The 25,020-nt window shown below is 60.1% G+C and carries 19 protein-coding genes; 10 read left to right on the top strand and 9 right to left on the bottom strand.

The features are described 5' to 3' along the window. Complete coding sequence (locus tag CKW37_RS04475) at window positions 1–1,215, top strand: DUF1302 family protein (protein ID WP_095154236.1); 1,215 nt, start codon at window positions 1–3, stop codon at window positions 1,213–1,215. 57 nt (window positions 1,216–1,272) lie between these two features. Here the strand turns inward: CKW37_RS04475 and CKW37_RS32310 are convergent, their stop codons facing one another. The 6 genes from CKW37_RS32310 to CKW37_RS04440 all read right to left on the bottom strand — a co-directional run bounded on the left by CKW37_RS32310 (window position 1,273) and on the right by CKW37_RS04440 (window position 6,040). Beyond that, window positions 1,273–1,704, bottom strand: coding sequence for a hypothetical protein (locus CKW37_RS32310; RefSeq protein ID WP_143501877.1), 432 nt, complete (start codon window positions 1,702–1,704; stop codon window positions 1,273–1,275). Window positions 1,705–2,233: 529 nt separating this feature from the next. Beyond that, window positions 2,234–2,662, bottom strand: a complete 429-nt coding sequence (locus CKW37_RS04465; RefSeq protein WP_095154234.1) for a hypothetical protein — start codon at window positions 2,660–2,662, stop codon at window positions 2,234–2,236. Between the two features lie 210 nt (window positions 2,663–2,872). Next, the gene (locus tag CKW37_RS04460) at window positions 2,873–3,301 is read right to left on the bottom strand and encodes a hypothetical protein (protein WP_095154233.1); all 429 of its coding nucleotides are present in this window, start codon (window positions 3,299–3,301) and stop codon (window positions 2,873–2,875) included. Between the two features lie 665 nt (window positions 3,302–3,966). Then, window positions 3,967–4,161, bottom strand: coding sequence for a PAAR domain-containing protein (locus tag CKW37_RS04450; RefSeq protein ID WP_095154231.1), 195 nt, complete (start codon window positions 4,159–4,161; stop codon window positions 3,967–3,969). A gap of 162 nt (window positions 4,162–4,323) precedes the next feature. Further along, window positions 4,324–5,100: a transglutaminase family protein gene (locus CKW37_RS04445; protein WP_095154230.1), complete on the bottom strand. Its 777-nt coding sequence runs from the start codon at window positions 5,098–5,100 to the stop codon at window positions 4,324–4,326. A gap of 40 nt (window positions 5,101–5,140) precedes the next feature. Further along, the gene (locus tag CKW37_RS04440; RefSeq protein WP_095154229.1) at window positions 5,141–6,040 is read right to left on the bottom strand and encodes a LysR family transcriptional regulator; all 900 of its coding nucleotides are present in this window, start codon (window positions 6,038–6,040) and stop codon (window positions 5,141–5,143) included. 102 nt (window positions 6,041–6,142) lie between these two features. Here CKW37_RS04440 and CKW37_RS04435 point away from each other — a divergent pair, with 102 nt between their 5' ends. The 9 genes from CKW37_RS04435 (at window position 6,143) to CKW37_RS04395 (ending at window position 21,350) form a co-directional block, all read left to right on the top strand. Beyond that, window positions 6,143–6,925 (top strand): sulfite exporter TauE/SafE family protein, encoded by a 783-nt coding sequence (locus CKW37_RS04435; RefSeq protein WP_095154228.1) that lies wholly within the window; start codon window positions 6,143–6,145, stop codon window positions 6,923–6,925. 18 nt (window positions 6,926–6,943) lie between these two features. Further along, entirely contained in the window at window positions 6,944–7,501 is a 558-nt protein-coding gene (locus CKW37_RS04430) for a sugar ABC transporter ATPase (protein WP_095154227.1), read from the top strand. 85 nt (window positions 7,502–7,586) lie between these two features. After that, window positions 7,587–9,056, top strand: coding sequence for an IMP dehydrogenase (gene guaB, locus CKW37_RS04425; RefSeq protein WP_095154226.1), 1,470 nt, complete (start codon window positions 7,587–7,589; stop codon window positions 9,054–9,056). An 80-nt stretch (window positions 9,057–9,136) separates the two neighbouring features. Further along, window positions 9,137–10,714, top strand: a complete 1,578-nt coding sequence (gene guaA / locus CKW37_RS04420; RefSeq protein WP_095154225.1) for a glutamine-hydrolyzing GMP synthase — start codon at window positions 9,137–9,139, stop codon at window positions 10,712–10,714. A 147-nt stretch (window positions 10,715–10,861) separates the two neighbouring features. Then, window positions 10,862–15,484, top strand: coding sequence for an ATP-binding protein (locus tag CKW37_RS04415; protein ID WP_177454397.1), 4,623 nt, complete (start codon window positions 10,862–10,864; stop codon window positions 15,482–15,484). A 661-nt stretch (window positions 15,485–16,145) separates the two neighbouring features. After that, window positions 16,146–16,451, top strand: coding sequence for a hypothetical protein (locus tag CKW37_RS04410; protein ID WP_143501875.1), 306 nt, complete (start codon window positions 16,146–16,148; stop codon window positions 16,449–16,451). 3 nt (window positions 16,452–16,454) lie between these two features. Beyond that, the gene (locus tag CKW37_RS04405; RefSeq protein WP_095154222.1) at window positions 16,455–18,362 is read left to right on the top strand and encodes a hypothetical protein; all 1,908 of its coding nucleotides are present in this window, start codon (window positions 16,455–16,457) and stop codon (window positions 18,360–18,362) included. Further along, a complete protein-coding gene (locus tag CKW37_RS04400) occupies window positions 18,362–19,252 on the top strand; it encodes a WD40 repeat domain-containing protein (RefSeq protein ID WP_095154221.1) in 891 nt (296 codons plus the stop codon). Before CKW37_RS04405 ends, CKW37_RS04400 begins: the two co-directional genes overlap by 1 nt. A gap of 247 nt (window positions 19,253–19,499) precedes the next feature. After that, window positions 19,500–21,350 (top strand): amidohydrolase, encoded by a 1,851-nt coding sequence (locus CKW37_RS04395; RefSeq protein WP_177454396.1) that lies wholly within the window; start codon window positions 19,500–19,502, stop codon window positions 21,348–21,350. Between the two features lie 102 nt (window positions 21,351–21,452). Here CKW37_RS04395 and CKW37_RS04390 read toward each other — a convergent pair whose 3' ends face one another. From CKW37_RS04390 to CKW37_RS04380, 3 genes are all read right to left on the bottom strand, one after another. Continuing rightward, window positions 21,453–22,355 carry a LysR family transcriptional regulator gene (locus CKW37_RS04390; protein ID WP_095154220.1) on the bottom strand — a complete coding sequence of 301 codons (903 nt, stop codon included), beginning with the start codon at window positions 22,353–22,355 and terminating at the stop codon, window positions 21,453–21,455. A gap of 115 nt (window positions 22,356–22,470) precedes the next feature. Further along, the gene (locus tag CKW37_RS04385) at window positions 22,471–22,935 is read right to left on the bottom strand and encodes a DUF1348 family protein (RefSeq protein ID WP_095154219.1); all 465 of its coding nucleotides are present in this window, start codon (window positions 22,933–22,935) and stop codon (window positions 22,471–22,473) included. A gap of 27 nt (window positions 22,936–22,962) precedes the next feature. Then, window positions 22,963–25,008, bottom strand: coding sequence for a pyridoxamine 5'-phosphate oxidase family protein (locus CKW37_RS04380; protein ID WP_095154218.1), 2,046 nt, complete (start codon window positions 25,006–25,008; stop codon window positions 22,963–22,965). Between the last annotated feature and the right edge of the window lie 12 nt (window positions 25,009–25,020).

Here is a 25,020-nt window from a genome sequence, read left to right as displayed (position 1 = left end):
ATGCGCGCCCAACTGCTTATCCTGTTTGCCGTCGTCGGCGCCTTCAGCGAGTTTGCCCGCTCGCAGAGCCTGCCGTTCGGTGAGTGCCGCACCGGCTACTGGTCGTCCAACCGCAATCTGGACGACCACGACGACATCGCCAAAGGCACCTGCCTGATCAATTGGAACCTCGATCTCGCCGAGCAGACGCGCCTGGTGCTCGCGGCTCGCGCCGGGATCGACGACAGCGGGCAGGCGGACGGCTACAGCGGCCGCCTGCGCGATGGCTATATCGAAACCGGCAACGATGCGTGGCGCTGGCGAGTGGGACGGCAGGTCATCGCCTGGGGGCGTTCGGACCGGATCAATCCCACCGATTACCTGTCGCCGCGGGACTTCACCCTGCTGGTTCCCGAAGACGACGAGCAGCGCATGGGGCTCAATGCGGTTCAGGTTCGCCATGGCTTCAATGACAGCCTGTCGCTGACCGCGGTGCTGGCGGATTTCGACGCCAACCGCATGCCTCAGGGAACCCTGCCGAGCAACCTGGACAAGCGCGACGAACCCGATGCCCTCGAAACGGCACTGAAACTCGACCATGCCGGCGACAGCCTGGACTGGTCGCTGTCGTGGTTCGATGGCTACGAACGGGCGCCGCGTTATCAGGCGGTGATGACCCCGGCGCTACGTTTCATCAGCGCCTACGAACGTAAGCGCGCCATCGGCGCGGACTTTGCCTGGGCCGCGGGGGAGTGGACGGTGCGCGGCGAGTTCGCTCATGAGCGTTTGTCGCTGGACTGTTCGGGGTGCCGTGACGAACGGCGCAAAAACACGCGGATCGTGGTGGGCGCCGACCGTAATTTCGGCGAGTCGGCCAACGTCAATCTGCAACTGTTCGGGGTCTTTCGCGACTACCGGGAGCCGGCTGACAGCGGGATTTTGCGGCTGATCGAAGAGGGCGAGGATCGCCTGAATTCCGAGTTCGGCCGCCGCGACTGGGGACTGACCACACGGATTTCCGACATGTTCTTCAATGAGCGGCTGAAGCTGGAAATGTCCGCCGTAGCCGACCTCACCGGCAGCAGTTATGTGGTTCGGCCACGGGCCAGCTATTCGCTCACTGACTCGGTGAAGTTGGGGGCGGGCGTGGATCACTTCCACGGCGCCCGGCAGAGTTATTTCGGGGTGAGGAAGAAGAACAGCGTGACGTTCATGGAGTTGAGTCTGGTGTTCTGAGGGGGCGGGGTTGGCTGTGCTGGGCAGCCGGCTTCAGGCCTTGAGGTGCGGGATTGTTCAGTGCTCACTTTGAGGAACAGGTTTGGCGCCGATGCAATCGCGGATGCTAGGGCCGACGTAGGTCATTCCGACCCATACGCCTCCGCCTTGGTCCCAGTTCAGGCGCCCGCCGGAAAAAGCCAGGTCGTATATAACGGTCTCACCAATCAATTGCCCATTGTAATTGTCATACAGGCGGTAGAAGCCGGGTAGTTCCCATGTGTGCGGCCACTGTACTCTCCCATCTTCATTGGGAATGGTTTGGCCATGCAGTATGTCTGGCAATAACCAGAAAGGTTCGAAGGCCTGAAGACTGGAGCAGCCGTTTGGACTTTGTCTGATTTCTCCCCATGGAGAAGCGAAGCCTTTTTCCCACCATTCGGAGGAAAACCAAAGACAGGTGATGGCAGCAACGAAAATTAAGAGGCCTTTGCCAGAACGCCGATTCAAGGTTGATCTCCCAAATCAATAATCTTCTGCGCTGAGCAGCCGGCCTCAGGCCTTAAGGTGCGGGATTGTTCAGTGCTCACTTTGGGGCACAGGTTTGGCGCCGATGCAGTCCCGGATGCTAGGGCCGACGTAGGTCATTCCGACCCATACGCCTCCGCCTTGGTCCCAGTTCAATCTACCTCCGGAATATGCAAGGTCATAGATGACGGTTTCGCCGATCAGTTGGTTGTTGTAGTTGTCATATAAGTGGTAGAAACCGGGTGATTCCCAAGTGGGAAACCATTGACCCTCGCCATCGTCGTTGGGTGCAAATTCACGGTGTAAGATGTCGGGCAACAACCAGAAAGGCTTGAAGGTCTGAAGGCTGGAGCATCCGTTTGGGCTTGGTCTCGGTTCTCCTTTAGCGGAGGCAAAGCCCTTCTCCCACCATTCGGAGGCGAGCCAGAGTCCCAGCAGGCTAGCAACGAAAAATCCCCACGAGGCCGGCTGCGCTGAGCAGCCGGCCTCAGGCCTTAAGGTGCGGGATTGTTCAGTGCTTACTTTGGGGCACAGGTTTGGCGCCGATGCAGTCCCGGATGCTAGGGCCGACGTAGGTCATTCCGACCCATACGCCTCCGCCTTGGTCCCAGTTCAATCTACCTCCGGAATATGCAAGGTCATAGATGACGGTTTCGCCGATCAGTTGGTTGTTGTAGTTGTCATATAAGCGGTAGAAGCCAGGAACCTTCCAGAAGTGAAACCATCGAAGTTTTGCGCCATCGTTGGGTGCTAATTCACGATGAAAAATATCGGGCAGCAACCAGAAGGGTTTGAAGGTCTCGATACGGGAGCACAAGTTTGGGCTGTTCTCAGCTTCATCCATTGGGGAGGCCAAGCCTTTTTCCCACCACTCGGATGCGAGCCAGAGAGCGGGGATGATCGCTGTGCAAATAGCCAAGCTTTTCCAGATCGATTTCAAGGGGCCTCTCCCATATCAACGCTCTTCCACAGCACATCGGGGTAGAGAACGTCGCCGCCGTCCATGCCGGTTTTTCCTGTATTTACTGAAATCATTATTTCTAACCATCGTGAATTCGTCGGTTGCCCACTTTGTCGGTGATGGCGTAGCCGAGAAAACCTCGCTCGAAGCGGTTGACGTCGGCCTCAGGCCTTGAAGGCGCGAGATTGTTCAGTGCTCACTTTGGGGCACAGGTTTGGCTCCGATGCAATCCCGGATGCTAGGGCCGACGTAGGTCATTCCGACCCATACGCCTCCGCCACGGTCCCAGCTCAATCTGCCTCCGGAATATGCAAGGTCATAGATGACGGTTTCGCCGATCAGTTGGTTGTTGTAGTTGTCATATAAGCGGTAGAAGCCAGGAACCTTCCAGAAGTGAAACCATCGAAGTTTTGCGCCATCGTTGGGTGCCAACTCACGATGGAAAATATCGGGCAGCAACCAAAATGGTTTGAAGGTTTGGATACGGGAACACAAGTTTGGGCTGTTTTCAGCTTCATCCATTGGGGAGGCCAAGCCTTTTTCCCACCACTCGGATGCGAGCCAGAGAGCGGGGATGATCGCTGCGCAAATAGCCAAGTTTTTCCAGATCGATTTCAAGGGGCATCTCCCATATCAACGCTCTTCCACAGCACATCGGGGTAGAGAACGTCGCCGCCGTCCATGCCGGTTTTTTTCCTGTATTTCCTGAAATCATTATTTCTAACCATGGTGGATTCGTCGGTTGCCTACTTTGTCGGTGATGGCGTAGCCGACAAAACCTCGCTCGAAGCGGGTGACGTCGGAATGAACGAGGCCTGCTGCGCTGAGCAGCAGGCCTCAGGCCTTAAGGTGCGGGATTGTTCAGTGCTCATTTTGGGGAACAGGTTTGGCTCCGATGCAATCCCGGATGCTAGGGCCCACGTAGGTCATTCCGACCCATACGCCTCCGCCACGGTCCCAGCTCAATCTGCCTCCGGAATATGCAAGGTCATAGATGACGGTTTCGCCGATCAGTTGGTTGTTGTAATTGTCATATAAGCGGTAGAAACCGGGTGATTCCCAAGTGGGAAACCATTGACCCTCGCCATCGTCGTTGGGTGCAAATTCACGGTGCAGTATGTCGGGCAACAACCAGAAAGGTTTGAAGGTCTGAAGGCTTGAGCATCCGTTTGGGCTTAGTCTTGGTTCTCTTTTAGCGGAGGCAAGGCCTTTTTCCCACCATTCGGAGGCGAGCCACAGCCCCAGCAGGCTAGCTACGAAAATCCCCAACTTTCCCATCGGCTTCAGGCCTTAAGGTGCGGGATGAGTATCCATGGCACACCTCCGACGATCTGGAAGAAGCCGCCGGTGACGCCACAGGTGACGGTGTCACCTAGGCGCGATTGGGGCAGTCCTCCCATTATGGTGCCGCTGCTGCCTTCGATGACCTTGCCACCACAGCTTGTCTTGTCGCCGATGCGGATGAAGTAGCCTTGCATAGGGTTGAGTTCCTCATGGCTGGGTACTCGAGTCGTATTCGAATACGGGGTATGGCCTGCGAGAGCCTTCAGGTTTTCTGAAGGTCTGCAGGCCGACCGGCCAGAGGATGGGCACTATGGTTGGAAGGTTATGTAGGACCGTTCTCTACGGTTGGTGGGAAATCACTTAATTCTCGCGGTGCTGTCCTGGTGAGCACAGGCCTGGCTGCCGGCACCCTCCAGCGCGCCTTCGCGGATACGCCGCACGTTGTCGTTGAGCACCTTGTAGAAGAAGTTGTGGTACAGCCAGCCTTTCACGCCGTTCAGGTTGGTCTTGTGCTCGCGGTAGAAATCGTCCGGCGATGCGTACAGCCCGAGTTCCCGGGCAATGCCTTCGCGCTGGATGTAGGTGTCGCGTCCGGTCCATTGCACCGCAGGTTCGGCCAGGGACGGGGTGGCCACGGCATAGCCGAGGAACGCGTGCTGGCAGTTGCTGAACCTGTTCTGTACCGCGCGCAGGTATTGCTCATCGAGGATCACGCCTTCGAGCACCACCCACTGGCCATGCAACTCGACCTCGACCCAGGTGTGGAGAATTTCCCGAGGCGCCATGAAGTAGACGAAGGCGGTCATGGCACCTTTCTGCAGGCGTTTGTCGATGGTGAAGGCGCGCAGTCGGCAGCGGATGTCGAGGGCGCGGAGCAAAGCCATTAGCAGGTTCGACTTGGTGTTGCAGTGGCCCAGGCCTTCCTTGAGGATCGCCGACGCCGGCAGGCTGTCGGCGCCGGCGTTGTAGCCGAACAGGATTTCATCGCGGCAAAACTCGTAGACGGCGCGGGCCGCCTGTTCGGGCGGCAACTGGCGCCAGCCGCGGGTGTCGATAAGGTGAGTGATCGCCGGGGCGTTGAAATCGAGTATCCCGGTGGGTTGCAGATAGTCCTGATCCTGTTGCGTGCGCATGGCAAAGCCTCCGTGTTTTTGCCGAGGATGGTCCCTGTAGTTACTTCAGGGTCAAGGTCGCTTCGTGGAGATGATTGAGGAATTGCCTGACGAGAGGTCCGGCGTCGCGCCTATAGGCAATGGCCACTGTACTGACGCAGCCCAAGTCGGCCATCGGCAGAAAACGTACCGACGTCGGGGCAATATCCTGCATGCAGCGCGGCAGCAAGGCGACGCCGAAGCCGGCCTGGATCAGTTGCAATTGGGTGGTCTTGCGCGACACCACCCGCGCCGGCCGCGGGAAAAAGCCGGCGCTCATGCACAGTTCCGCCGACAGGTAACTCAGACCGCCGCGCTGACGATGGGGGATGGAGATGAACGGTTCTTCCCGCAGGTCTTGCAGGTGCACGCTGTTGTGCGTCGCCAGCGGGTGGGTATCGGCTACCGCCAGCAACAGCGGCTCTTCGAACAGCGGCTCCACGCACAGGCCTTCATGCTGGCGCAGCACCGGCAGACGCAGCAGGCCGATATCCAGACGACCATCGGCCAGTTCCTCCAGTTGGCCTTCGGACGAAAGCTGGGCTATTTCCATGGAGACCCCGGTGTTCTCGCGCAGATAGCCGCCCAGCCGTTGCAGCAGCGTGCCGGTGAGCGGCACCGTGCTCGAATGGCTCAGGCGCAGGCTGCCGCGCAAGCCCTGGCCGACCTCGCGGGCGAGGGTACTGGCCTTGTCCAGGTCCTGCAGCAGATGGCGGGCCCGTGGCAGGAAGGCCAGGCCGGCGGCGGTCAGGCGCGGCTGGCGGGCGGTGCGTTCGAACAGGGCTGTGTCCAGTTGCTGCTCCAGTTCGCGGACCTGCCGGCTCAGGGCCGACTGGGCGATGAAGAGGCGTTCGGCGGCAGCACTGAAGCTGCCGCTTTCGGCGATTTCAACGAAGTAGCGCAGTTGGCGGGTAGAAATCATGAGCTATGCCGTTTCGAGATGGCTGATGGCGATATTGCATATTAGTCGGCATAGGTGCCGACTGGTTAAGGTGATCTGAAACTTCTGCAAGGTGCCTCCCGAATGCTGTCGGATCTATTCGCTCAATTGCCGTTTTCTACCCTCGACTGGCTGCCGATCCTGCTCGGTGTGGCCGCCGCCTATGTGGTGTTCGGCATCGCCGGCTTCGGCACTGCGCTGGTGGCCGGGCCGGTGCTGATCAACTTCATGCCGCTGTCGCAGATCATTCCGTTGCTGGTGCTGCTGGATTTCGTCGCCGCGTTCGGCAACTGGCTGCCGTCGCGCAAGGCGGTGGTCAGAAGCGAACTGCTGCGCCTGCTGCCGTTCATGGCGTTGGGCTGCACCCTCGGGGTGATCTTTCTGCTCAAGCTCAAGGCCGATGTGCTGATGTTGCTGATGGGCCTGTTCGTCACTGCCTACGCACTCTATAGCCTGGCGGTGAAGGTCAAACCGGCCAACCTGGCACCGGCCTGGGCGGTGCCGACGGGGACAGTGGGCGGCCTGTTCGGCGCGTTGTTCGGCAGCGGCGGTTTTCTATATGCGCTGTACCTCAATGCCCGCCTGACTTCCACCGAGCAGGCGCGGGCGACCCAGAGCGCGCTGATCAGTTGCAGCACCGTGGTTCGCTTGAGCCTGTTCCTGATTGCCGGGGTCTATGCCGACTGGCCGTTGCTGCTGCTCGCGGTGTGCCTGCTGCCGATGATGTTCCTCGGCCTGCGCGTCGGCCGCCGGCTGACCCTGAACATGTCCCGCGAAGCCTTCGTGCGCCTGGTGACCTGGCTGGTGCTGGGCAGCGGCATCGCGCTGATCGGTCGTTACCTGAGTGAGGTAAACTGGCAGCTTTGAGCACGTCTGGCCGCTGTCATGATTACCCAGAGCATCATCGTTCCCCGCATGTCCACCATCCCCGTGCACGAAGCCCGTGCGCGAGCCATCCTGCGCTGGCTGGTACGCGAGAAGATCGTCGAAGAGGGCCTCAGCACCTGCGGCCTCACCGGCAGCCGCATGGGCCACGCCATCGGCGAAGGTGCGCGCAAGGTGGTGGAGCGGCCGGAATTGCTGCCGTATGGCAAGCGCATCAATGGTCTGGAAGTCATCACCAAGCGCTGCATCTATACGCCGCTGGATGATTTCCTCGAAGAAGCGGGCTGCCCGGAATGTCGCCGGGAGGTCGGCGAGGCGCTGTTCGACAGCCTGGAAGACTGGATGCCGGCGCAGACCGATAACTTCACCTGCCCTGAATGCGGCCATGAAGACGACATCAACGGCTTTTTGTTTCTGCAGCCGTGTGCCTTTTCCAACCTGGGCTTCATCTTCAACGGGTGGGCCGACGCCGGTTTCAAACAGACCTTCCTCGACGCCTTCGCCGACTGGCTGGATCAGCCGGTGGCGGTGGTGCGGGTGAAGCGGCCAGTCAACTGACCGAAGGCCCATCTTTGCATTGAGTGAACAGGCGCGCATGAGTATAATGGCGCGCTTCCATTTTTCCCGCCCGGGAGCCCCCGCGATGCTGCGTATCAGCCAAGAAGCCCTGACCTTCGACGACATTCTCCTTGTACCTGGCTACTCCGAGGTACTTCCTAACGAAGTCAGTCTCAAGACCCGTTTGACCCGTGGCATCGAGCTGAACATTCCGTTGGTTTCCGCCGCCATGGATACCGTGACCGAAGCCCGCCTGGCCATCGCCATGGCGCAGGAAGGCGGCATCGGCATCATCCACAAGAATATGACCGTCGAGCAGCAGGCTGCCGAAGTCCGCAAGGTCAAGAAGTTCGAGGCCGGTGTAGTCACCGACCCGATCACCATTGACGCCGACGCCACCGTTCGCGATCTGTTCGAACTGACCCGCCTGAACAACATCTCCGGCGTACCGGTGCTGAACAACGGCGACCTGGTCGGCATCGTCACCTCCCGTGACGTGCGCTTCGAAACCCGCCTGGACATCGCCGTCCGCGACGTGATGACCCCGAAAGAGCGTCTGGTCACTGTCCGCGAAGGCGCCGACAAGAACGAAGTCCGCGAGCTGCTGCACAAGCACCGCCTGGAAAAAGTCCTGATCGTCGATGGCAACTTCAGCCTCAAGGGCATGATGACCGTCAAGGACATCGAAAAAGCCAAGGCCTACCCGCTGGCCAGCAAGGACGACCAGGGTCGTCTGCGTGTCGGCGCTGCTGTCGGTACCGGCAAGGACACCGCCGAGCGCGTTGCCGCACTGGTTTCCGCTGGTGTTGACGTAGTGGTGGTGGACACCGCCCACGGCCACTCCAAAGGCGTGATCGACCGCGTTCGCTGGGTCAAGGAAACCTTCCCGCAAGTGCAGGTGATCGGCGGCAACATCGCCACCGGCGCTGCCGCCAAGGCCCTGGCTGAAGCCGGCGCTGACGCGGTCAAGGTCGGTATCGGCCCTGGCTCGATCTGCACCACCCGTATCGTTGCGGGTGTCGGCGTGCCGCAGATCAGCGCCATCGCCAACGTCGCCGCCGCCCTCGAAGGCACCGGCGTTCCACTGATCGCCGACGGCGGCATCCGCTTCTCCGGTGACCTGTCCAAGGCCATCGTTGCGGGCGCTTCGTGCGTGATGATGGGTTCGATGTTCGCCGGTACCGAAGAAGCGCCGGGTGAAGTCGAACTGTTCCAGGGCCGTTCCTACAAGGCTTACCGTGGCATGGGCTCGCTGGGCGCCATGGCTCAGGCACAAGGTTCCTCGGACCGTTACTTCCAGGATTCCTCGGCCGGCGCCGAGAAGCTGGTTCCGGAAGGCATCGAAGGCCGCGTTCCTTACAAAGGCGCACTGGCCGCGATCATCCACCAGTTGATGGGCGGTCTGCGTTCCTCGATGGGCTACACCGGCAGCGCCGACATCGAAGAAATGCGCACCAAGCCTGAGTTCGTGCGCATCACCGGTGCCGGCATGGCCGAGTCCCATGTGCATGACGTACAGATCACCAAAGAAGCGCCAAACTACCGCGTAGGTTGATGCTCCTGGCAACACCGTTAAGCGGGGCTGTTATCGAACAGCCCCGCGTCGTTTCCGATTACCACTGACGAGATTGAGTCATGGCCCTCGACATTCACGCTCACCGCATCCTGATTCTCGACTTCGGTTCCCAGTACACCCAGCTGATCGCCCGCCGCGTGCGCGAAATCGGCGTGTACTGCGAACTGCACCCGTTCGACATGGACGATGAAGCCATTCGTGCATTCAACCCGCGCGGCATCATCCTCGCCGGCGGTCCAGAGTCCGTCCACGAAGCCAACAGCCCGCGCGCGCCGCAGGCCGTTTTCGACCTGAACGTACCGGTACTGGGCATTTGCTACGGCATGCAGACCATGGCCGAGCAGATGGGCGGCAAGGTCGAAGGTTCGGACCTTCGCGAATTCGGTTATGCCCGCGTTGACGTGGTCGGCAAGAGCCGCCTGCTTGACGGCATCGAAGACCACGTCGACGACGACGGCGTCTTCGGCCTGGACGTGTGGATGAGCCACGGTGACAAGGTCACCCAGATGCCGAAGGACTTCCACGTCCTGGCCAGCACCCCGAGCTGCCCGATCGCCGGCATGTTCGACGATGCCCGCGGCTACTACGGCGTGCAGTTCCACCCGGAAGTGACCCACACCAAGCAGGGCGGTCGCATCCTGTCGCGCTTCATCCTCGACATCTGTGGCTGCGAAGCCCTGTGGAACGCCTCGAACATCGTCGAGGACGCCATTGCCCAGGTTCGCGAGCAAGTCGGTTCGGCCAACGTGCTGCTGGGCCTGTCCGGCGGTGTCGACTCCTCTGTAGTTGCCGCGCTGCTGCACCGCGCCATCGGCGACCAACTGACCTGCGTCTTCGTCGACAACGGCCTGCTGCGTCTGCACGAAGGCGAGCAAGTGATGGCCATGTTCGCCGAGAACATGGGCGTCAAGGTGATCCGCGCCAACGCCGAAGAGCAGTTCCTTGGCAACCTGGCCGGTGAGTCCGACCCGGAGAAGAAGCGCAAGATCATCGGTCGCACCTTCATCGACGTGTTCGATGCCGAGGCCAGCAAGCTGGACAACATCCAGTTCCTCGCCCAGGGCACCATCTACCCGGACGTGATCGAGTCGGCTGGCGCCAAGAGCGGCAAGGCTCACGTGATCAAGTCGCACCACAACGTTGGTGGCCTGCCTGAGGAAATGAACCTCAAGCTGGTCGAGCCGCTGCGCGAACTGTTCAAGGACGAAGTCCGCAAGATCGGCCTGGAACTGGGCCTGCCGTACGACATGGTCTACCGTCACCCGTTCCCGGGCCCGGGCCTGGGCGTGCGCATCCTTGGCGAAGTGAAGAAGGAATACGCCGACCTGCTGCGTCGTGCCGACCACATCTTCATCGAAGAACTGCGCAAAGCCGACTGGTACCACAAGACCAGCCAGGCCTTCGTCGTGTTCCAGCCGGTGAAATCGGTGGGCGTCGTTGGTGATGGCCGTCGCTACGCCTGGGTCGTCGCACTGCGTGCCGTCGAGACCGTGGACTTCATGACCGCGCGTTGGGCACACCTGCCGTACGAGCTGCTGGAAACTGTCAGCGGCCGGATCATCAACGAGATCGAAGGGATTTCGCGGGTGACCTACGACGTGTCGAGCAAGCCGCCGGCGACGATTGAGTGGGAATGATCCCGCACCGCTGAATAAAAGAACCGGCTTCGGCCGGTTTTTTCATGCCCGCGCTAGTGGCGCTTAGTCTCGCTATTGAAAGTGCCGTATTGTGTTGGCAGCAGCTCTTTGTCGGTGGCTAGAAATCGTCAAATACGGAAGACTAGTATGAAAGTCCTCACAGATGATGAGATTAACGTTGCGTACGCTCACGTCAGGGCAGTAGACGAAGGGCGTGTGGGACCAGATAGAGCAAATTATCTTGCGTTAATAGACGCTGATTTTGAACTTCTCCTCTACAGCATCTATCGAGGGTGTGCATCTGAGTCGTCGTGGTACAGCAATGCTCGCTTGATGGTCACAGGGGCTGATCAAGGGCGGGATGTTTGGCTCACGAAGGATGAGCGGCCAGTTGGGCTTATTCAGTGCAAAAAGGTTAAGGCTGGTTTCACCCGGCCGGACACGCTCCGTGAGGTAATCAAGTTCCTTCTAAATGTCGTGCTTGAGCCGGCGCTTATGCCCGACCCGGCCGGTTTCCGATTTATTCTTGCCCTTGCTTCGGATCCTGCCAGTACTACAACCGATTTTTTCGATGTGCCTCAGGCTTGGCTAACTGCCAATGAAACAGAGCTTTTAGGTCTGGCTACCGACGTCATTAAAAAGTATGAAGCATTCTCGATGCTGAAGATCGAGGCTGTCATGCCAGGCATCAGGACGGCCCTGAAGAACTTGAAATATGAGCTTCTAAGACCAGTCGACCTAGACGCGTTACTGGAGTGCATCCCTGCTGTCCGTCAGCGGTTTTTCAAAGTTCAACTTGTCGTGGCTGTGGAGGATGCCGAGGCCATGATTGAGGCTCGGTTCGCTGCAGTTGGCTTGGTCTCAAAGAGCACACAAACATTCACCAGAGCTGATGTTGAGGAAGACATTACGCGCGGGTCGCGCGGTCTGGCCGACTGGCCTCAACTGATTTGGGGGCAGCATATAGAGCGACCAGAGTTCGACGATCTGATCCAGCGGATCAATCGGCATCCAGCAGGCTCCACGCTGGTCGTCGGAGGAGCAGGGACTGGGAAGTCAGCACTTCTCGCTGAGCTGTATTGTGCCCTCAAAGCCCGCGGCCAGATTGTGCTAGCGATAAAGGCCGACATGCTTAGTCCTAATATTGTGAATTTCGCCGACCTAGCTCGCGATCTTGGTATGTCAGGTGATATCGAACAGGAGCTTCTCTCGCTGGCGGTTGAAGCCCCGGTTGTGCTGATCATTGATCAGCTTGACGCTGTCAGTGAAGTGATGGACCAGAGTTCACAGCGTATGCAGGTCTTACTTCGCCTTGCGTCTCGGCTACAGGAGGCAGAGAGTCAAGAGGGCAATAAGCTTCCCATTCATGTCATCGTTTCTTCGCGACCATTTGAGGCGAAGTTCGACGCTCGATTTAGGTTGCTTGATGCGGATGAATTACTACTTACTCTGCCTCCGTTCGAGCGGATATCCACACTGCTTGGTGAGCTCGGTATCGACTCCACGGTCGTTCCGGATAGTCTCAAAGAAGCGCTGCGTACACCTTTTGCTCTCGGTATATACGTCGATCTTGCCAAATCTGGCTTGAATCCTGCGGATTTTACAGCAGCAAACTTACTTGATCGATGGCTCGACAAAAAACTACCTGTAGGGACCGCGCGTGCTTCGTGTCTGGCGTTCTTGCGCCAGCTCGCAGCTGACATGACGCAGTATGAGAGTCTCTGGCGGCCGGCCGCTTACTATGACCCGGACTACAGCGAGATGCTGCGTTGGGCCGAGTCGATTGGCATCGTCATCCGTGAAGACGCCAGTATTGGATTCAGTCATCAGTCATGGCTTGATGATTTCCAGGCTAAGACACTCCGAACAGCACAAGAGTTGGCTGATTACGCATGGAGTCGCCAGGAAGGGTTATTTGCGCGGGGAACAGTCTTGCGCGGCCTTGAGCACATGCGAAGGGTTGATATGGCTTCCTATGAGGTGTCTATCCGCTTGTTGCTACCAAACCCCAAGACACGCAGACATTTGCGCCATCTTGTGGCCGATTATTTGGCGAGTGCTGATGATCCGAGCGCAAGTGATATTGCTTGGGTCGATTGGATGGTGCGTAACGATCATGCACTTGCGAATCGGGCATTCAGGCAGGTAGCGATGAGATGGCCGTGCTGGAGGTCAGGGGTGCTGCCGCTCCTTCCGTTTCTTCTGCAGGACGAAAAGCATCGCTGGAATGCGACTATGCTGCTCGTTCGAGAAGTTGCTGAGGACTCGAGCCAAGTTATGGATCTGGTCGACCGCTATTGGTCGGATGCTTCACATGACGGAGACGTGTTTAGTCTCTTTGAGCGTTCTGGTATTGCGACCGACCGTGCAATCACCCATGTCCGTACGATCTTTAATCGAACGAAGTTGGCAGATTGGGCGATATCCCATTACGCCAAGACTTTGCATGAAAACGGTAACACCCGCGTTGCTTTGGATCTCATCTCATTTTGGGCTGAGTTGCAGCCTGCGGATCGGCACAATGGCATCAGGGTTTATGGTGTTGAAAAGATCGCGGCAGCCGCACCGCTCTATTGTGCCGAACGGCTCCTGCCTTGGTTTGTCGGGGTGGCATCGCGAGAGGTTGGTGATGGGCGGCCGGGGCGTCGTTATCCGCAATCGATATCTGTTCCATACGATTGGAAATATGACTCTGGCGGGGGGCATTTGACGCAGCTTCTGCGGAGTGTGCTCGAAGAGTCAGCAGTTTCTGACCCTCTAGGTGTGCGCACCTTGCTTGCTACTGTTGTTGCTGTAGAAATTGACGAGGTCCAGTCGCTAGTGGCCGATACCCTGGCGGCGAACTCGGCTGTATTTGCTGAGTATGCGCTCGCGTTTCTCCTGGCCGATCAGCGGCGTCTTCATCTAGGTAGCGACACGTTCGACGATGAAAGAAGTGTCGGCCACATAATCTGCGGTTGGTCGTCAAGGACACTGATTGCCCAGATCACTCCCTACCTCTCTCTCGCTGATATTGAGCAGATGCGCGATTACATCGAGGCTTGGCAGCCTTGGGGGGAAGAGTTACAGGAAGAGCGAGATCCTGCCCACAGAAGGCAATTGCTCCGTTGGTCTGATGAGCAGAGGTTACGTTTACTTGCCGAATTACCTGTGCAAGTGCTGACGCCCCGTCGTCGTAGGCAAGTTGAGGAGTGGCAGGTCGAACAGCCCACGCTGCAAGCAAAGCGCGGCGGTCGGAGGATGGCGCAGTTCGTTGGATCACCCATGAGCCACGATCAGATGGCGAAAGCCGGTGACGATGCGATTATCAAAATGTTCGATGCAGTAAATGACCATACTGGCCGCCATGAGCACCCGATTCACTGGCTGAAGGGCGGTGTTACTGAGTTGTCTCGGGCTTTTGCCGCGTTTGCGAAGTCGTCTCCAGATCGTGTTCTTCGTATCATTCCGCGTTTACAACCGGGTCTGCACGAGCAAGTTACGGGCGCCGCGATTAGGGAGTTGTCGGCGGTTGAGGCAGTTGACGCTCAGACACAAAAAACTTTGATTTGGGATGCCCAATCCCGTGGCTTTTCGTCGACTAGCTTTCGCCATGATGTTGCCAGCGCCATGGAGGCACTCGCTAAACGCCTGAAAGGTCTTGAGGGTCGCGACATCGAGTTGCTCAAGGGCTGGCTGCAGCGCGACCCCAATGTGCTGGCCGCAGAAACAGTACGTCATGCCGAGTTAAAAAAATCCAATCGTGAGCGGAATGAGAAACCAGATCAACGCCCTGAGGCCATGCTGTTTGGCCGGGGCGGCGGGATCCATTTTCTCCCTCAGCGCAATTTCACGCTGCTGTCAGCGATCGCAGCGGGATATCTCCATCGTGACGGCGTGGATTGTGATGGTTGGCTCGCGGAGTTGGAACTACACGTTAGTCATCCTGAGGATCCTGATGTTTGGAGTGCGATTCTAATGTTCAGGTCGCATGAACTTTGGTGGGCGGACGCGGCAAGAGTGGGCGAACTGATTGAGGCGATCTGGCGGAGGTTTCCAGCGGCGTTCGAAGATGCAGCTGTAGTCCAGTCGTTGTGGCGACTGCGCTTTCGCATGCATACGAGCCTACAGCAGGAGATTGTCAACTTCTGGCTCAGTCATAGCGATCATAAGCTTAGGCAGATTGGTGGTGAGTTCTCTGCTGCTAGCGTGATTGTCGATAGCGCTGCTTCCTGTGGGATGGGCGAGATAGTCGAAGCGGTGATGGCCGGGAATGATATTTCTGCCAGGTCTGGCGTGTTATTTGCGGCTGCAGCGGGGTGGGGTGAACTTGATCTTGATATTCGAAGCCGCTCGCATGCCTACCTCATTCCTGTCGCCAGTATTGTCAGTGGGTTTGAGGCTCATGCTCTATCTACAGCTGTAGATCGTGGCGAGCGATTACCTCCCGATGAGATGACGCGAGCTCTGCTGGCTTCTGTTGCAGTAAATATTGATCTGCTCCGAGAATCGATGGGAATGCTGTTTGTACGCTCGCTTCAGCACCTGTTGCTTTATCCAGGCTTTGAAATGCTTGTGCTTGAAATCGCAGAGGCTGCAACTGATCTTGCACGTATATCGCCAGATAGGAATGTTGGAGGGTTGTACGACGGCGAATTTATAGGGCTTGTGATTGCACTTCAGCGCTCACCAATAGAGATCAAAACTCGTGCGATGACGATCTACGAGCGCCTGCTTGACGCCGAGGTTCACGGCGCAGAGGACGCTGCAGCATTTGCGCTGCGCCGTTAAGGCCCAAGCCGTATCCGCTCAACCCGTCCGCTTCCTGCCTCTCACAGCTTGGATGAGACGATATCCCAATCAGTCGCCCGATTCGATTATGGGCTGATGTTCTCCGGATTCCGGTGTTGATGCGGCAACTTTTACCGGCGTTGCCCCGGGGAGGTGTTTCCTAGCGATATCACCCTCAAGAGGAGTTTCCCATATGGTATTTCTCATGGTCTCGAAATAGCAGTTGCTTTAAAGAGTGCGGTTCCAAGGGTTTATATGTGCCTATTGATAATAGAGTGGGAGTAACGTTTCCTTTCGGTTAGCAGGCGCGACTGTGCCTGCGAACTCCGAGCGGGCAAGTCGATCCAGGATTCCGAAGCTGCGTAGTGACAGTTATTTCCCGGAATTCCTCTATCGACTTGCCTGCGAGGCGTGAACCCTGGACGGGTCAACCGTTTCAGGGCAGATATTTGCGGTGCGTCAGTTGAGTTTCCTTCCCGCCTAACCTAAGTTCCTTTCGACTCGACATTCCCTTGTCCACTCTCGAGAGGATCGGTTACATGCTTTCCAGCGACCCTCATGGCCGTCGTTCGGCACCTGAAACCTGTATTCAGAGCACCGCTTTCCCTGTGGGTGAAGCGCGTTTCCTATCCTCTCCATGCTAGTCATTCGCCGCGAGCAGATGCGCTTCTTCGAAGAAGCGAGCTGGGACCGCTTTTTCGACAGCGTGATCGAGCGTGCGTACATCGAGACCCCCGATGCCTGCCGCGACAAGACAACGGCTGATCTGCGTGTATTACTGCGCGACGTGGTCCATGAGGTCCAGGCCCATGGCGTCCTTCTCACCGACGACCTTCGCCGACTCTGTCTGCTCGCGATTCGTATCGGCATGGACCCCGTAGATCACCAGATCCTCGGGCCGATACTCCGCGATCCTGATCTCCTTGGTGCGGGCAAGCTCGACGCGCTCGAGCGCGCAGCGGGGTGACGCATGGCATTCCTTGAAGCGCGCTTGGGGCCGCCGCCGGGTTTGGCGGGAAGTGCCATCGTGCCCTGTATCCACCCGCGTGGGTTCCTCGTCATCCAGGTGCGCAATCGACGTGCGAACGGCCAGCCCGTGCTCGCGAACACAGATATCAAAGTGAGGGTCGAGGGCTACCCTGGGCAGGACCTGACCACCGACGGCAATGGCCTGGTTACCCTGGTCTACGATGCGGCCGCAGACTTCGCGAACGCCGAGGTCGCTGTGTTCCTTCGTGCGCCCACCCGGCTGTGGGAAGGGCGGGGAAGCACCGCAGGCGTTGCCGCCAATCCAACGGGGGTGGCAAACCAGACGGCGGCGCAGATCAGCGTCCCGGTTGCGGGGACGTTCACCCTCAAGGTCCGTGTGACGACGCGAAGGCCAGGCGAGGCCGCTGACATCCGCTGGGTACGGGCGTGGAATACTCTCGCGGCGCAGGTCCGGCGGGTGACGACGCCCGATGCTGCTGGTGCCGATGCTGCGGTCGATACCGATCTGGCCGGCTCGGCCGATCCGGCTCCCGCAGTGGAACTCACTATCGATAACCTCGACTGTGTCTCTTCCCACGACGTCAGCATCCAGAGGATCCTCGGCGTCATCGACGCTTCGTGCCAGGTGCGACTCTCGGTCGATGGCGTCGCCAAGCCTGTCGCGAGCGCAGTGAACGCCAACCACGACCAGGTTCAGTACTCAAGTCAGGACAACCGCGTGCTTCGCCTGGCTGTCGAACGCCACGGCGCGGTCATCGACGTCGAGTATTTCGTCCAGTTCAAGCAATTCCTTATCGTTGGTGAAGGGACGTCGTACGAATACGCCGTCAACCTCGCTCAAAAGTTCGGCGATGCCAGCAACGTGGCTAACGAATTCAAATGGATCGTCGTCACCCAGTACGACGTCGTTTTGCCCGGCGCAGTTTCCGACGACATGATGGTCCTCAACGGAGTCGATGGCACGGAAATCCATAATCACAACCAGCGACAGAGCGTCCAGGCCGCGCTCGACAAGAACATGATTCGCCGCAACACGCAGTTCGATGCGACGATCCTGGCACACTGGCAGAATGTGCTCGCCACCTACGGTGCGTTCGACGCGTGCATCTTCAACAACCCTCATATCGGTTATGGCATGCACATGTGCGTCGTGATGGGGCTGACACAATGGCGAGCAGGGAACGACGCTCCGTCCAGGAGGGCGCAGAATTACGCGAGCAAGAACGGCATGGCGGTCAGCGTCTACTCGCTTGGATATAACGGTGCACCGCTCTCCCGCCCTCAGCTCGATCCCCTCCTGGGTACGGTTGCTCTCAGGGCCCCGGCGGCGACCGTCAAGTCAATTGGCCGCCAGCGCGACTTCGTGCGAGGAAACGGCGGCGGTCGGCTGAACCATTTGAATGCTCCCGACACCGTTGTTTTCGGCCAGTACGACCCCGCAGACTGCTCAGCCAGGAACATCGATATCCAAACCGCATTCGTCTACGAGTCCGACAGAAGCGCCATTGTCAATTACGGAGCGCTGAACGAATTCGCGAACAACAACGTGCAAACCCACTACTCGTCCGTGAGCGACACGCTGGGGCTTCAGGGGTATCTCCTGCGTTGCTATCGGCATTACGGACCGACGGTCGTCAGGGCTGGTGGATGGCTGTATATCCATGGATCAGTGCACTGGAGCCGCGAACTTACCGCCGGGTTCACCTTCGGCGTCACTAACGAACCCGCGATGGCCAACATCGCGCCGTGGGACGGGCGTGACACCTTCGTGCACTACAACACCAACTTCACGAGCAACGACCACCACCCCTCGTGGTATAGCCAGTGGAATTTCAATCCAGGCGAGCCCAACATCGAGAACGCGTTGGTCTTCGGGAGACAGTGCTGATGAGTTTTGCCACCGCCATTGCCTTTGAGCCGGCCGCGATCTGGATAGGTACGCGTGAAGGCATCCTTGTGCGGCTCGCGGATGAGTCGGCATGGGGAATGCGTGCGTACACATCCGGGCCCATCAGTGCGCTTGCCGTATCTAGTGACGGAGCGTCGCTGCTCGTGGCCGGCCCCGCTGGCGCGGTTTCGATCCTCAAGACAGCCGACGGCTCGCTCATCGACAGCCTTGCGTGTGCGGGCCCTGTGCTTCAAGGCAGCATTGTGGCGCCGCGCACTTATGTCACGGTCGACAACGAGCGTCGTGGGCTCCTCTGGTCGGCGAATGGCGATGGCCCTATCGGTTCCACCCCAATCTGCGAGGACGGCACAACTGCGGTCCGGTTCGATCGCTTTGGCGGAGGGGAGGCACAACTGACCCTGCTAACGGCCATTGACTGGATGATCTGGGACCGCGCAACGAACAGTGTCGTCTCCGAACACCATCCGATCGACGGCATGCGCCTCGCGTACCTCGACGGCCTTTTCGGCCTGAGTGCAAGCGGTGGGCACTACTTCATTCATTGGGACGACTACCTCGTCATCACCACCGGGACCGAAGATATCGCCTTCGAAGGATCGATCGTCCACCGTGCCCGGTGCGCCGCGCTCTGCGACGATGCGCGTCGGCTTGCGGTGGGTACTCGCGACGGGGAGCTCGTTGTCATCGAGGACGGGCAGACCCAAACCATGGCGTTGCAACCGAGCACCCACGCAATCAGGGCAGTGGTGTGGCAAGCCGATGGTGCCCGGATCGGCTGGATCGACGCGCAGGGCTGCTTCGGGGTCGTCGATGCGAAGACTGGTGCAGAAGTTGTGGATCGCGCGCGCGGCGTCGAGCTGCTCGGCTGAAGCATTTGGTCGCACGCTGCGGACTTTTCTGTGGCGGGTGAGTGATGGCTAGATGCTATGCACACTGACTTTATCCTGACTACAAGCACCCGCTGCGGTGCTAAGTTAGCCGGGCGATCGAGCACGGACCAGGACGGCCTCTCGACCTCTTCGCATTGCCGGACGCGAGGATAACCGGACTGAAATCGTGCCATGCGATGTTCATCGTCATTCCACAGACCCTCTCTGAAACTGAAAGGAATCACTCATGTCGCAACAACCTCAATTCGGCTGTGCCTGCTGTACCCCCAACATGCTGCCGCGCTTCGAGCACGCAGCCGAAGCCTGGCAGGCCCTGCACGCCGAGGCCGAGACACTGGCCCCCCATGGAGGTCAGCAAGCCGTGATTTTCTTTGGCGGCAATATCTACCCTGATCCCGAGCGGGCGGGGCAGCAGGTCGAGGCCATCGGTATCGCCGAGGGCGAGGTGAAGGCGAGCGGCGCACTGGACGATGTCCGCAAGGCGATGCAGCAGTACACGCCGGTCGATCGCCGGCTGAAGCCGGAAGAAACCTTGTTGCCCGGCTTGATCGATGCCCATGCGCACCTGATGTCTACCGCACTGATCACCGGATGGACCGATCTGTCGCCCATTCAGGGTCAAAGCCTGAACAGGGAATACAGCATCGCCCACGTCGAGGCCGAGATCGTGAAGGCCGCCAAGGCGGTGAAAGACAAGCCCAAGGATCAGCAATGGGTGACCGGGTTCGGTGTCGACCCCTCGTTGATGAAGGATTGGCAGGACATCCAGGCGTCCACGCTTGATGGCCTTTACCCCGAGTTGCCTGAGCTGAAGATCTTCCTGCTCAACGCGTCCGGTCATATCAGCTATGCGAACACCAAGGCCCTGAAGCTGGCCGGTCTCGACAAGGAATACAAAGATGGCGTCCTGACCGAAACCCAATCGGCCCTGATGATCCCGCATCTGCCTAAACCGGGACCGTTGCAGTTTTTCCGCAACTTGTTACAGGTCTTCAGTGACGCGAACAAGCGTGGAATCACCACGGTATTCGATGCGAGCGTCGGGTTGGTCGGCAAGCAGTATGAAATCGGCCTGATGAGGCTGCTGGCCAAGACTCATGTACTGACGCTGCGGGTAGGCGGGGCCTTGTATGGCAGCGATGACGCCGATCTGAAGATGTGGCTGAAGTCCTACCATCCCGAACTGGACAGCGAGGGCAACGAGCTGTTCACGTTGCGCGCGATGAAACTGATCGCCGACGGCTCGAACCAGGGGCTCACCGGGCTGCAGAGCGAGCCCTACAAGTGTTGCCATGAGCATCAGGTACCAGGCGTCGGCGCCTACGGCCTGTTCAACTACAACCCGGTGCGCGAACTGGCCAATGTCATGGCCGATGTCACCGCCAAGGGCTGGCCGATCCTGACCCACGCCAACGGCGACGAAGCGATCGACAACGTGCTGTCCGCCTACCAACTGGCCCTGTGCAATCCGCCGACCGACAAGGCCCCGCTGCCCGAGCCGCCGTTCAACAGCGTGCCGGCCTGGGCCAACCAGCGCCACCGTATCGAACACTGCTCGCTGCTGCACGACGACGCCATTGCCCTGATGAAGCGCATGGCGATCTCACCGAGTTTCCTGATCGGTCATGTCGGCTACTGGGGCCAGGCATTCCAGCAAACCATCCTCGGCGAGGAACGCGCCGACATGCTCGACCGTTGCGCCTCGGCGTTGAAAGGTGGCCTGCGCATCAGCCTGCACAGCGACCGTTTCGTCACCCCGTTCGGTCCGCTGCGCTACATGGAGCAGGCGATTGGCCGGGTGATGGAAGCCGTGGTGGATGAGCAGGATGACAACAAGCGGATTCTCAACAAGGAAGAGCGCCTCGATGTGCACCAGGCCCTGCGCGCGGTGACCATCGATGCGGCCTGGCAATGCCATCTTGACCATCAGGTCGGTTCGCTGCTGCCGGGCAAGCAGGCCGACCTGGTGATCCTGGCCAAGGATCCGCTGCAATGGAAGGCCGCCGATGCGGCTGGCATGCGCGATATCCCGGTGCAGGAAACCTGGGTCAGTGGGCGCAAGGTGCATTCGGCGTAATGAGCTGATGGGGCCCCGGCCATTGGCCGGGGCTTGCTCGATTCATTGCTGGCAAGCACCAGCCTGGAACCTGTGGGAACCGGTCTTGCCGGCAAAGACCCGTTACTGACGAACACCCCCAAACAGCGGATTGCCCCGCAACCGCTCCACCGCCATATCCACGAACGCCCGCACCTTCGCCGGCGCCTTCCGGCCCTCGGGATACACCAGGTGAATCGGCAGCGGTGGCTCTTCGAATTCCTCCAGCACCACCTGCAATTCACCGGCGAGCAAGGCTGGCCCGACCTGGTAATGCAGCACCCGGGTCAATCCCCAACCCGAACGCGCCGCATCGATCACCGCCTGGTTGGTATTGCACATCAGCACCGGGTCGATGCCGATTCGCTGACCACCGGCGAAGCGCCATTCCGGCGAAGCCCATGAGCTGTTGGACGCGACGATGCGGTGGTCCTTGAGGTCTGTCGGGGCGGTCGGGGTACCGCGTTTTCCAAGGTAGTCCGGCGCCGCGCAGATCACGTGACGTACCGCGCCGACCCGCACCGCAGTCAGGCCGGAGTCCGCCAGATGGCCGATGCGCACGGCAACATCGAGCCCTTCCTCGACGATATTCACCTGACGATCGATGAACAGGGTCCGCGCATGCATGCCGGGGTAGGCGTCGAGGTAGTCGGTGACGATCGGCAGTACGTACAACTGGCCGAACAGGATCGGCGCGGTGATCGCCAATGTCCCGGACGGCTCGCTGTAGTGACCGGCCGCAGCGGCTTCGGCTTCGGCGATATCACCGAGAATACGCCGGCAGTCGGCGAGATAGTGTGCGCCGGCTTCGGTGGTTTTCACCGAGCGGGTTGTGCGCACCAGCAGGCGGGCGCCGACCAGGTCTTCCAGCGCCGCCACGATGCGCGTCACCGCCGGTGCGCTCATGTGCATCTGCCGCGCGGTTTTGGCGAAGCTCTCGGTTTGCGCAACGTTCACGAAGACGCGCATCGCCAGCCAACGGTCCATTGCGGTGGGTTTCCTTCGGGTCAGGGACGTGTCATGGGCATCTCCGGTGAGTCCCGGGACGCCGTCGGGGTGCCCGGGATTATGTGCCATTTTGCGCATCCTTCCAGTGTCGGCTTCAGAAGCCGAAGTGGCTGAGGCCCGGGTGATCGTCCGGGCGCCGGCCCAGCGGCCAGTGGAACTGGCGGTCTTCTTCGCGGATCGGCTGTTCGTTGATGCTGGCGTGGCGCGCGCGCATCAGGCCGTCTTCGGCGAACTCCCAGTTCTCGTTGCCGTAGGCGCGGAACCACTGGCCGCTGTCGTCGCGGTACTCGTAGGCGTAGCGCACGGCGATGCGGTTGCCGGTGAAGGCCCACAGTTCCTTGATCAGCCGGTAGTCCAGTTCGCGGTTCCATTTGCGGGTGAGGAAGGCTTCGGCTTCGGCGCGGTTGTGGACGAACTCGGCGCGGTTTCTCCAGCGGGTGTCCGTGGTGTAGGCCAGCGCAACTTTGGCAGGATCGCGGCTGTTCCAGCCGTCTTCGGCCAGGCGGACTTTTTCGATCGCGCTCTGTTCGGTGAACGGTGGCAGCGGGGGACGTGACATGGTCAGGCTCCTGGGTGATGAGAGAAGTCAAAGTTCAAGCTGGATCGGGTCCTCACCGGCCGCGACCGCGCAGCAGATGAGCACTTCATCGTCGCCGACGCTGGCGCTGGGTTCCTTGATATAGGTGACCGCGCCCTTGAGCAGGCGGGTGCGGCAGGTGCCGCAATGGCCTTCGCGGCAACTGTATTCCGGTGACAGGCCACGGGCTTCCGCCAGTTCCAGCAAGGTGCCGGACTCCGGCGTCCAGCGGGCTTCCTTCAGCGAGTCCATGAAGGTGACCGCCACTGGCGCTGTTGCGGGCGGCAGGCGCACGGGCGCGGCGCTGGCGCCGGTGCGGGTCAGTGAGCCGGGCCCGAAAGCCTCGGCGTGAATGCGCTCGTCGGCGATGCCGTAGCCGCGCAAGCCGTCGTAGATCGCCTGGGTGAATGCGGGCGGGCCGCACAGGTAGAACGCGTAGTCGCCGAAGGGCAGATACCGCCCGAGCAGCGGCATGTCGATGCGGCCTGCGGCGTCGTAGTCGATGCCGTGCGCAGCGTCCTGGGTGTCGCTCAGCACCCGGACCACGTTGACGGCGCCGTTGGCCATGGCGACCAGCGCCGCCAGTTCCTCATCGAAGGCACGCTCCGCCGTCGAGCGGGCGGCGTAGAACAGCGTGGCGGGGCGGATTCGCTGGGTGCGCGCGCCTTCGAAGACGAGGTGGCGCAGCATCGCCAGCATCGGCGTGATACCGACGCCGCCGGCGATCAGCACCGCGGGGCGAGGGTCCGCGGCGTCCAGGGTGAAATCGCCCGCCGGCGCCCGCGCCTCTAGCGTGTCGCCTTCGCGCAGTTCGTCGTGCAGATAGCCGGACACCCGGCCGTCGCGTTTCACGCTGATGCGGTAATGGCTGTCGGACGGCGCGACCGACAAGGTGTAGGTGCGAATGACCGGTTTGTCCGCGCCGGGGAGGCGGACGCGGATGGGCAGGTGCTGGCCCGCCAGATGGGGCAGCAGTCCCGCACCGTCGGTGGGTTCGAGGTGAAAGGAACGGATCGACGCACTTTCCTGCACCACGCGGGAGACTTTTAGCACCCGCCAGCGGGTGGCGAGTTCGACCGCGCGCAGGCGCTCGTCGGCCTGCTGCCAGTCGCCGGTCATCAGCGAGCTGTCAGCCTCGCCGTCTTTGCGGGATGCCCAGCGCAGGGCGAGGCCGCCGGGTCTGCGGACGATCTTCCGGGGTTTGAACGTCCAGAGCCGCTCGGCGCCCTGGAATACCGCGATTTCCGGCGAATCGAAAATGACCTCGGCATCGCCGGTCATCTGCAACACATCGCCGCTTTGGTAATCGACGAACAACAGACCGGCCTTGCCGTTGAGATGGATATTGCCCAGGGTCGAGAAGAACAGGTTGCCGTTGAAGTCGGGGATGGTCAGCAGGCCATCCTCGCCGACGCGAACGAAGCCCGGCTTGCCACCGCGATGGGACACGTCGACCTGACGGCGTTCCTCGCGGTCGGCGTAGGTGGCGACGAAAAAGGCATCGGCATCCTCGATCAGCGATCGCGCCCGGGCATCGAGGGTGGGGAGTGCTTCGATCTGTCCGGCGAACGCAGCCTGCGGATCCCGGGCAAAGGAAAAGTCCCGCAACTGGATGTACCGCGGGCAGTTACCGAAGCTCTGGTCGACCTCGACCCGAAAGCCTTGGGCGAGACCCGACAGCACCCCGTTCATACGGTTGCGCCGCCGGCTGTGCATCTCGATCCCGAGCAGGCCGACGGGGGCGCCATCGAACATCCCCAGGCCAGCCGGATCCAGTGGGTCCGGCCGGGCGGCGATATCGAGGGCAGTGGCTGACGGCGAGCTCATGAAACCAGGCCGGCCTTCGAGAAAGGTCGCCCAGGCATCGCCCTCGGCGTCCACGCTGCCGAGCACGATGAACGGCAGTTGGCGGTAGAAGTCGCGATGCTGGTCGGGCATGAAATCCCGTATGACCCGCTGGCCGACACCTTCCATGCGCTCGGCGACGCCGACTTTCTCCTGGATGAATTTCTCGCCTTCATGCCAGGTGGACAGCGTGTTCAGGTGTTCGGCCATGTCCGTTGCTCC

Origin of the sequence: Pseudomonas sp. Irchel 3E13 (assembly GCF_900187455.1) — a bacterium.
Lineage (GTDB): Bacteria > Pseudomonadota > Gammaproteobacteria > Pseudomonadales > Pseudomonadaceae > Aquipseudomonas.
The sequence above is the reverse complement of the archived record's forward strand: the minus strand, read 5'-3'. Positions and strand labels throughout refer to the sequence as shown.